Raw genomic sequence first — 8,751 nt, 5'->3', positions numbered from 1 at the left:
GTATTGGGAACGGAAGACATCTTCGCCGCCGGCGATGTCGCCTTCGCCGCGACCGACGACGCCGGAAATCACGCGCTCATGTCATGCCAGCACGCGATGAACATGGGCAGGTTCGCGGGCCACAACGTAGCGGCTGATCTGGTCGGCGCGGAGCTTTTGCCTTATCGGCAGCCTGTCTATGTGACGTGTCTCGATCTTGGATCGTGGGGCGCGGTATTTACCGAAGGCTGGGATCGTCAGATCAAGCTCGTCGGCGCGGAGGCGAAGGCGCTCAAGCGGCAGATTTGCACCGAGTGGATTTATCCGCCTGCCGCCGATCGCGAAGCTGCATTCGCCGCGGCCGATCCCGCGGTCTCGGTAGTCGCCTAAACGGGCAGCCGGCGTTGCTGCGCCTTGAGCACTTCGTCGGCACGCAACCCCGTCAACTGCTCATACAACGCCGGCGCGGTTGCACCCTCCGTGTTCAGCAGCAGCACGGTCGACTGTTCATCGAGCCCAAGCGCAGCACGATCTTCCGCGCTGCTGCTCACCTGGATGAGCCCCGCAAGACCCGCCGCGCCCGACTCTCCCGCCACCACAGGAACATCGCGCGCCGCGCCCTCGGCAAAGACCCGCATGGCATCGACGGCGGCGTCGTCTGGAATGGTCATGAAAGCATCGGCGAGAACGGCCAGAAAACGCCACGCCAGGGGGGACGCCTCTCCGCAAGCAAGGCCGGCCATGACCGAGTCGACCGAGCCTGTAGCGAACGTCGCCCGGCCTCGTAGCGAGCTTTGAAACAGGCAGTCTGCCTGGACCGGCTCGACAATCACGCAGAACGGCCGCCGCTCGCCGAAGCGCTCAGCGAAATAGCTGACAACACCGGCCGCTAGTCCTCCCACACCGCCCTGAATGAACACGTGCGTATAAGGTCCTTCGCCCCCTTGCTCGATTGCTTCGGCAGCGACCGTCCCGTATCCCTGCATCACGTCGCGCGGGATGGTTTCGTAACCGTCGTACGAGGTATCGGAGACAACGTGCCAGCCATGCTCTTTTGCCCGACGCGCGGCCTCTTTCACCGACTCGTCATAGTTGCCATCAATCTGCACGATCTGCGCGCCCAACTGTTGTATGGCGAGTCGCCGTTCATCGTTCACGTGACGATGCAGCACGATCACACAGCGGCAACCGATACTGCGCGCGGCTGCAGCCAACGCGCGGCCGTGATTGCCATCAGTCGCGCTGATGACCGTGAAATCCTGCAGCAGCGCCTTGTAATGCCCGGTGGTTATTTTTGCCGGAATGAAGTCCTGCTCAGGCCAAAGGCGTCGAATCAAACGGATCAGTGCAATGGGTGCACCCAGCGCCTTGAAGCTGCCAAGCGGGGAACGATGGCCTTCGTCCTTCACGCTGATCGATTTAACGCCCAGCCGTGCGGCAAGATCCGGTAGACCCCACAACGGTGTCGGACCGGCGTTCAATCCGTCCCACGTCGATAACCACGCGCGGCTTTCATCGGCGGCCTGAATGTTAAGGATGTCACGAAGCGATTCGTCGTAACGCCCCCGGCGTGCGCTGGTGTTAAGTTGCAGCATCAAACTTTCCTCTGGTTATGATTATCGTTATGACTATGACCGGCCGGCAATTTCGTACGCACGATCTCCGCGAGATAACGTGCACCAATGGATAAAACAGCATCGTTGAAATCGTATCGGGCGTTGTGCAGCGGCGTTGCACCCGGCTCGCCCTCAGCGCCGTTACCGATGAACGCAAAGTTTCCAGGCACCACCTGAAGGAACGCGCCAAAGTCTTCCGAGATCATCATTGGAGCCACATTGCCGTCCACGTTCGCGGCGCCCACAATTGCTGTCGCTGCCGTGATCGCGGTCGGTACGCACTCCGGTGTGTTCACCGTGGGAACAAACTCATGCGTGTATTCGAATGAACATTCGGCGCCGTGAGCCGCGCAAATACCCTCGCTGATGCTGCGCATCCGTCTCTCGAGCAAGCGCTGCACGTCAGGTGTATAGCTGCGTGTATCGCCCTTGATGATCACCTGTCCGGGAATTGCGTTACGAATGCCATCAGTGAACAACTCCGTACAGGAGATCACCGCAGGCACGCCGGGATCGATACTCCTCGATACGACCGTCTGTAAAGCCAGCACAATCTCTGCTGCAATCACAATCGGGTCGATGGTCATATGCGGTCGCGCAGCATGTCCGCCGCGACCGTTGATACGGATAACGAAATTATCCTCACTCGCCATGATGCCACCGGCTCGCGTTGCGATCACGCACGCGCGCACACCCGGGATGTTATGAACACCATAGATTTCATCGATGGGAAAACGTTCGAACAGTTTGTTGGCGATCATCGCCTTCGCGCCTTTCCCGTGCTCCTCGGCGGGCTGGAAGATGAAGCGCACGGTCCCGTTGAAATCGCGTCGCTCGCATAGAAGCTTCGCCGCGCCGAGCACCATGCTCATGTGGCCATCGTGTCCGCAAGCATGGGACTTGCCGGCGCGAACGGACGCGTGATTGCGCTCAGGTGCTTGCTCATGGATGTTGAGTGCATCCATCTCCGCACGCAGGCCGATCACACCGTGACCATCGCCGCAGGTCAGGCTCGCAACAAAACCCGTTCCGCCGATACCCCGCGTCACCTCGAGCCCGAAGCCCTCAAGCACCGCCGCCGCGAAGGCGCTTGTCTCGTGTTCCTCGAAACCGGTCTCGGGCTCGCGATGAAAGCGGTGTCGCCACTGCGTCAATTGCCGATCGAAGTCCAACGCCGCGTTGCTGGTGTCCATCGTGTTTCTCCCCGTGTCCGTTCGATTCCTGCCGTGCTCCAGTATAGGAACCGTCGCGTGAGAAAAAATCTCATTTAAATGCCAATGGCCGATAATTCGGTTCTATTTCCAGCCCTTATCTAGCCCCTAAGCTCAACGAACACCGCATTCTTCTTGGGACACATCCATGGCACTCGACCGGCTGGACGTTCGAATTCTCAACCTGTTGCAAGAAAACGCGGCTACGCCGCTACGCGTGCTCGCCACCGAAGCCAATGCGTCGGTCGCGACCTGTCAGCGCAGGATCGCGCAGTTGCGCTCGGATGGCGTGTTGCTGAAGGACGTTGCTATTGTTGACCGCATGCGGGTCGGCAGGCCACTGACCGTGTTTGTATCGGTGGAACTGGACAAGCAGAACGACGCGCTATTGCGCGCGTTCGAACGCCGCATGATGGCAGAAGGTGATGTGATGGCCTGCTACGAAGTGTCAGGAGAGTTCGACTTTCTGCTGATCGTGAACTCGGCTTCCATGGAGCGGTATCACGCGTTCACGCGCCGGTTGTTTTCGTCGAACAACAACGTGCGCAACTTCAAGAGCAACTTCGCGATGAACTGCTCGAAGTTCGAGACGAAGATTCAGATCGACGACCCCGAAGAGCCGGAGAGCGGATCGGCTTGAGTACGGCTTCGCCGACTCCGCCGGTCGTCAAGGCTTAAGCGTAGTTCAACCCTTCGCCGTTCGCGTCAATCCTGCAACAAACGCCGCGATTCGATCGCATGCCTGCGCGAGCCGCATTTCGTCGACGACGAAACCCAGCCTCACGTAACCATTCGCCGTCTCGCCGAATGCGCTTGCATCGAGTACCGAAACGCCTTGCGCGCGGAATAGCTGCCAACTGAACTCATAGGCATCCAGGCCCGTGCCTGTTACGTCCACCATCATGAACATGCCTGCTTCGGGTAACAGACAATGCAAGCCGGGCACGTCGCGAAGACGATTGAACACGACGTCGCGCCGCCGCCGGTAAATCTCACGCATGTCCGCCACAATCTGCACCCGGTTCTCAAGGGCGGTCAACGCCGCTTCCTGGATGAAACCTGGCAAGCCGTAGAGCATGCAAAGCGCCAGCCGTCCGAGATGTTCGATCAGCGTCTTCGGCCCGACCACCCAGCCCACGCGCCAACCGGGCATGGCATGCGACTTGGACAAGCTGCCAATCGTCACGGTACGCTCCGCCATGCCGTCAAGCGAAGCAATGCTCACATGTTCGCGCTCAAACGTCAGGTCCGCATAGACCTCGTCGGCAACGATCCATAGATCGAACTTGCGAGCCAGTCCGGCAATACGTTCAAGGTCTTCACGCGGCATTACCACGCCGGTCGGATTGCACGGCGTGGCGAAGAAAATTGCCTTGGTACGCGGGGTAATGGCAGCCTCGAGCGCTGCGCAGTCCAGATGAAATGCCTTCGCGGGATCGACGGCCACGGGCACCAGCGTGGCTCCCGATGCCCGGACGCTCGCCTCGTAGGTCAGGTACATCGGCTCAGGGACAATGATCTCGTCGCCTGCTTCGCACAGGCACAGGGACGTAGCAAAGAGCCCGTTCTGCGCGCCTGCGACCACGATCACATTGGCCGCATCAACGCTCGTGCCGGTTTCACGCGAGTGATCCCGCGCGATGGCTGCACGCAACGGCTCGCGGCCTATCACTTCCGCGTAATGCGTGTCGCCGGCTCGCAGCGCTGCCACGGCACGATCGACAATGACTTCGGGTGTAGCGAAGTCGGGATCGCCAACGCTCAGGACGATGACATCCTCGCCGTTTTGCAAAGCCTGCTGCGCAGCGTGGTGAATTTCCCATGCAGACGTGCGCTTGCCTTGCAGGCGCTCGACGAGGTTCGAATACTTCATGCGCTCACTCCCTGAAGCGTGACGATCGACCCGCCACGCGATGATTTTTACGTCGATCGTTTCGATTATAAAGTCCCCCAGAATGCAAACGTCAAGCGCCTGTGTCGGCGACCCTTCGGCCTTTCGTTCTCTCGCCCGCAGTCTCCGCGCCCAGATTTGCCGCGAGATAACTCAGCAACGCCTGGATGCGCAGCGAACGCCCCTTGCGCGTGGGCACCAGAGCGATGACCGGCGCGCTGCCGAAATCCCATTCGCTCAGGAGCCTCACCAGCTTGCCTGCCGCAACCGCATCCGCTACATCCCATTGCGAGCGCAGCACGAGCCCTAAACCTTCTTCGGCCCAACGGCGCGCGACGCTCCCGTCGTTCGTTGTGAACGCCGGCGTGACGCGCAGCGTGGTTGGCGACGATGGTTTTCTGCCCGCGTCCGACCTTCGCCGGCGTACCCGCCAGAGCGTCACGTCCTCATCGTTTTCGCGGATGCAGATGCAGTCGTGCTCGAGAATCTCGCGTGGTTCGCGCGGATAACCACGTGCCGCGATATAGCCCGGGCTCGCGCACAACCAGCGCTCGTTCGCGAGCAACGGCCGCGCGCTCCAGGAGGAGTCGCGGACGGTGCCGATCTGGATTACAACATCGGCGGCATGACTGTGGGGCCAGGGCGTTTCGAGCAAGTCGAGTTGCAGCCGAATCCCCGGATTGGCGCGGGCGAACCGCGCGAGCAGCGGCGCAATATGCACGCGGCCAAAACCGAACGGCGCGGCAATCCGGATATGCCCGGCAAGTTGGGCGGTCTGTTCGCGGAAGGTGTCAGGGAGTGCTTCGATGGCGCTCAGCAACCCTTGCGCTTCGCGCGCCAGTCTTGCGCCGTCAGCGGTCAGCGACATATGCCGTGCATCGCGGGTAGCGAGCGTTACACCCAGCGATTTTTCCAGTTTCTTGAGCCGCATGGAGAGCGCCGACGGCGTCACATTCAGGACGCGCGCCGCCGCGCTCAACGACTCTGAGCGCGCGAGCATGGTTACAAGCCGCAGATCAGCGAGTTCCATCGTTCAATTTTACTTAAGGATAGATGTGCCTGAATTTAACCACAGCTTAGGGTTTCATCAGTAAAGTCGCTTCCATCATGCCAAATCAATCTACCCCAACTTACCCGAAAGCGGTTCTGTTCGACCTGCTGACCGCCCTCCTCGATTCATGGAGCCTGTGGAATCGCGCAGCCGGCAGCGAAACCGCGGGCCGCGCCTGGCGCGCGGAATATCTGCGCCTGACCTACGGCTGCGGCGCCTACGTTCCCTATGAAGAACTCGTACGCCAGGCCGCAGTGCAGGTCGGCTTGCGTGAATCGGCCGCACGCGTGCTCGAAGCGCAATGGCTGCAACTCGCCCCGTGGAGCGGCGCGCATGAAGTGCTGCGCAAGCTGGCACCGCATTGCCGGCTGGCGATCGTGACCAACTGCTCGAAGCGTCTTGGCGAGCAGGCCGCCGGTTTGTTCGATATCGACTGGGACGTGATCGTGACCGCCGAACGTGCGGGCTTCTACAAGCCCGATCCGAGGCCGTATCAGATGGCGCTCGACCGTCTGAAGGTCGAGGCGAGAGACGCCGCGTTCGTTGCCGGTTCAAGCTACGACATGTTCGGCACAGCCGCGACTGGCTTGCGCACTTACTGGCATAACCGCGTGGGTCTGGAGCTGGTGCAAGGCGCGCAGCCGCCCGAGCTCGAAGCCCCTACGCTCGACCCGTTGCTGCCCTGGCTGCGCGGTTTCAACTTATCGAAGGGAACATCCACGTCATGACGCTTGATCAAATCGAAACTCCAGCCGCGTTGATCGACCGGCTGCGCATGGAGCGCAACATAGCTCGCATGCAGAGCCGGATGGACACGCTCGGCGTCGCGTTCCGCCCGCACGTGAAGACAACGAAGTGTGTCGAGGTCGCGCAGGCTCAACGCGATGCGGGTGCACGCGGCATCACGGTGTCGACGCTCAAGGAAGCCGAGCAGTTTTTCGCTGCAGGTTTCAGCGACATCCTGTACGCGGTTGGGATCATTGCATCGAAACTGCCTCGCTCTCTGGCGTTACGCCGCGCGGGATGCGATCTCAAACTGATCGTCGATAACCTGGAGGCTGCGCAAGCGGTTGCCGAGTTCGGCCGTGTTCATGGCGAAATTTTCGACGTGTGGATCGAAATAGATACCGACGGTCATCGTTCCGGTGTCCAGCCCGATGAAACTCGCTTGCTCGACATAGGGCGCACGCTGCATGGCAGCGGTGAACTCCATGGCGCGCGTCTGGGCGGCGTGATGACTCATGCCGGGTCGAGTTACGATCTCAATACACCTGACGCGCTGGCTGCGCTGGCCGAACAGGAACGTGCGGGTTGCGTGCACGCGGCCGAGCGTTTGCGCGACGCGGGTCTGCCGTGCGATGTGGTGAGCGTTGGTTCCACGCCGACTGCGCTTGCGGCGCAGCATCTTGAAGGCGTCACAGAGGTGCGGGCTGGCGTGTATGTGTTTTTTGATCTCGTCATGCGCAACGTTGGGGTCTGCACGACCAGCGATCTGGCGCTCAGTGTGTTGACGACGGTTATTGGTCATCAGGTGGACAAGGGCTGGGCTATTCTCGACGCGGGCTGGATGGCGATGAGCCGTGATCGTGGCACCGCCAAGCAAGCACACGATTACGGTTACGGACAGGCTTGCACGCTCGATGGCGCGCCGCTTGATGGTTATATGCTCACGGGCGCGAACCAGGAGCATGGCATTCTCGCGAACGTGGATCATGCGGACAGGGATATTTCGGTCCATCTGCCGGTTGGTACGCGACTGTTGATCTTGCCGAATCATGCATGCGCGACCGGCGCGCAATTTCCCGTTTATCACGCGCGCTCGGAGGACGGTGAGGTCGCGGTGTGGGAGCGGTTTTATGGGTGGTAGGCAGGCGGTACTAAGCGGAGCCAGCGAGTCGCTTAAGAACCCCCACTCATGGTGAAGCCGCGCCCGGTGCATTCCCCACAAATTCAGCCTGAATCGCCACATGCACGTCGTCACCCACGGCCGGATACCACGTCGATAACCCAAATTGCGCGCGGCTGAAATGCCCATCGGCGGAAAAGCCCAGCGTCTGTTGTTTGGTCAGCGGATTTGGCGCATGCCCCTTGAACGTAACCGTCAGTGTGACCGGTCGGGTCGTGCCATGAATGGTCAAGTCACCGGTCAGTTCGCCCTTGTCGTCCGCTGTGCGCTTGAACGCCGTACTTGCGAAATGAATCGTCGGAAAACGCTCGACGTCGAGCATATCGTTGCCCTTGACCATCTTGTCGAGGATCGGAACGTTGGTGTCGAGACTCGTTGCATCAATATCCGCCGTCACCGTGCTCTTCTCCATGCCCGCTGCATCCCAGTTCAACTGCGCGGTCGTCTTGTCGAAGCGCATGACGAAGCGGGAATACTTGAAGTGATCGACATCGAAACTGACGTTCCAGTGATGCGGGTCAAGTTGATAACGCCCCGCAGGAACGCTCGCTTCATCAGGCGACACTGAATGTGTCACCACGCTCAGCGCTGTGCAGGCCGAGATAGACCAAACAACTGCAATGAGCAAACCCGCACGAAGCGCGTGAAAACGAGGCAGCAATCTGAAGTCGTGCATGATTGTCCTTTGAAGAAGGCGGCGCACGGGAAGCAGTCACCATGACCGCCCGCCCAACCTACTTGTAGAAAATGTAGTTAGCGATGTAAGGCGAGCTGCCAATCTCATGTTCAGTCGAACATGGCGAGGCAGGCATCACGCCGCCCACGGTATTCACGCGCTGAACATAACGAATAACAGACAGCATGCCGCTCGCCGCAGTGCTGCGGGTTTCGAGCAATAGCTGCGGCACGCTCGCGGCGGTATCGCTCGGCGTTTGCGCGATCACGTGGCCCACGATCCGGCTGCCATCATTCGCCTCCCACGAAGGCCCCGCCGAGTGCCGGATCAATGCCTGGCCGCTTGTATCGTAGAGCGTTGCCTGCGGGTTCTTGAACACCCAACCCAGGTGGTGCTGCGCATCGTATTCGCATGATTACAC

The 8,751-nt window shown here is 60.4% G+C and carries 8 protein-coding genes and 2 pseudogenes; 4 read left to right on the top strand and 6 right to left on the bottom strand.

The genetic code is table 11. From position 1 onward, the window contains the following. Positions 1-369: pseudogene (locus JWR14_RS16205) on the top strand (NAD(P)/FAD-dependent oxidoreductase); the annotation flags it as partial. On the opposite strand, the gene JWR14_RS16200 reads toward JWR14_RS16205, so the two are convergent. Together JWR14_RS16200 and JWR14_RS16195 are read right to left on the bottom strand one after the other, a co-directional pair. Continuing rightward, positions 366-1,574, bottom strand: coding sequence for a diaminopropionate ammonia-lyase (locus JWR14_RS16200; protein WP_299708482.1), 1,209 nt, complete (start codon positions 1,572-1,574; stop codon positions 366-368). The pseudogene JWR14_RS16205 and the gene JWR14_RS16200 sit on opposite strands and share 4 nt — an antisense overlap. Next, positions 1,574-2,788: a M20 aminoacylase family protein gene (locus tag JWR14_RS16195; protein WP_299708480.1), complete on the bottom strand. Its 1,215-nt coding sequence runs from the start codon at positions 2,786-2,788 to the stop codon at positions 1,574-1,576. Before JWR14_RS16195 ends, JWR14_RS16200 begins: the two co-directional genes overlap by 1 nt. A gap of 166 nt (positions 2,789-2,954) precedes the next feature. Here JWR14_RS16195 and JWR14_RS16190 point away from each other — a divergent pair, with 166 nt between their 5' ends. Continuing rightward, positions 2,955-3,446 carry an Lrp/AsnC family transcriptional regulator gene (locus JWR14_RS16190; RefSeq protein WP_299708478.1) on the top strand — a complete coding sequence of 164 codons (492 nt, stop codon included), beginning with the start codon at positions 2,955-2,957 and terminating at the stop codon, positions 3,444-3,446. A gap of 45 nt (positions 3,447-3,491) precedes the next feature. Here the strand turns inward: JWR14_RS16190 and JWR14_RS16185 are convergent, their stop codons facing one another. Together JWR14_RS16185 and JWR14_RS16180 are read right to left on the bottom strand one after the other, a co-directional pair. After that, positions 3,492-4,679, bottom strand: coding sequence for an aminotransferase class I/II-fold pyridoxal phosphate-dependent enzyme (locus JWR14_RS16185; RefSeq protein ID WP_299708476.1), 1,188 nt, complete (start codon positions 4,677-4,679; stop codon positions 3,492-3,494). Positions 4,680-4,770: 91 nt separating this feature from the next. Then, complete coding sequence (locus tag JWR14_RS16180) at positions 4,771-5,727, bottom strand: LysR family transcriptional regulator (protein ID WP_299708474.1); 957 nt, start codon at positions 5,725-5,727, stop codon at positions 4,771-4,773. A gap of 77 nt (positions 5,728-5,804) precedes the next feature. Here JWR14_RS16180 and JWR14_RS16175 point away from each other — a divergent pair, with 77 nt between their 5' ends. Together JWR14_RS16175 and JWR14_RS16170 are read left to right on the top strand one after the other, a co-directional pair. Then, on the top strand, positions 5,805-6,476 hold the full coding sequence (locus tag JWR14_RS16175) for an HAD-IA family hydrolase (RefSeq protein WP_299708472.1): 672 nt from the start codon (positions 5,805-5,807) through the stop codon (positions 6,474-6,476). Continuing rightward, positions 6,473-7,615, top strand: a complete 1,143-nt coding sequence (locus JWR14_RS16170; RefSeq protein ID WP_299708470.1) for a DSD1 family PLP-dependent enzyme — start codon at positions 6,473-6,475, stop codon at positions 7,613-7,615. The genes JWR14_RS16175 and JWR14_RS16170 overlap by 4 nt, the downstream gene beginning before the upstream one ends. A gap of 46 nt (positions 7,616-7,661) precedes the next feature. On the opposite strand, the gene JWR14_RS16165 is transcribed toward JWR14_RS16170, so the two are convergent. Beyond that, positions 7,662-8,330, bottom strand: a complete 669-nt coding sequence (locus tag JWR14_RS16165; protein ID WP_299708468.1) for a YceI family protein — start codon at positions 8,328-8,330, stop codon at positions 7,662-7,664. Between the two features lie 58 nt (positions 8,331-8,388). Further along, positions 8,389-8,733 (bottom strand): annotated as a pseudogene (locus JWR14_RS16160) (DUF3455 domain-containing protein); the annotation flags it as partial. Between the last annotated feature and the right edge of the window lie 18 nt (positions 8,734-8,751).

This window comes from Caballeronia sp. (assembly GCF_028292365.1).
Classification (GTDB): domain Bacteria; phylum Pseudomonadota; class Gammaproteobacteria; order Burkholderiales; family Burkholderiaceae; genus Caballeronia.
The sequence above is the reverse complement of the archived record's forward strand: the minus strand, read 5'-3'. Positions and strand labels throughout refer to the sequence as shown.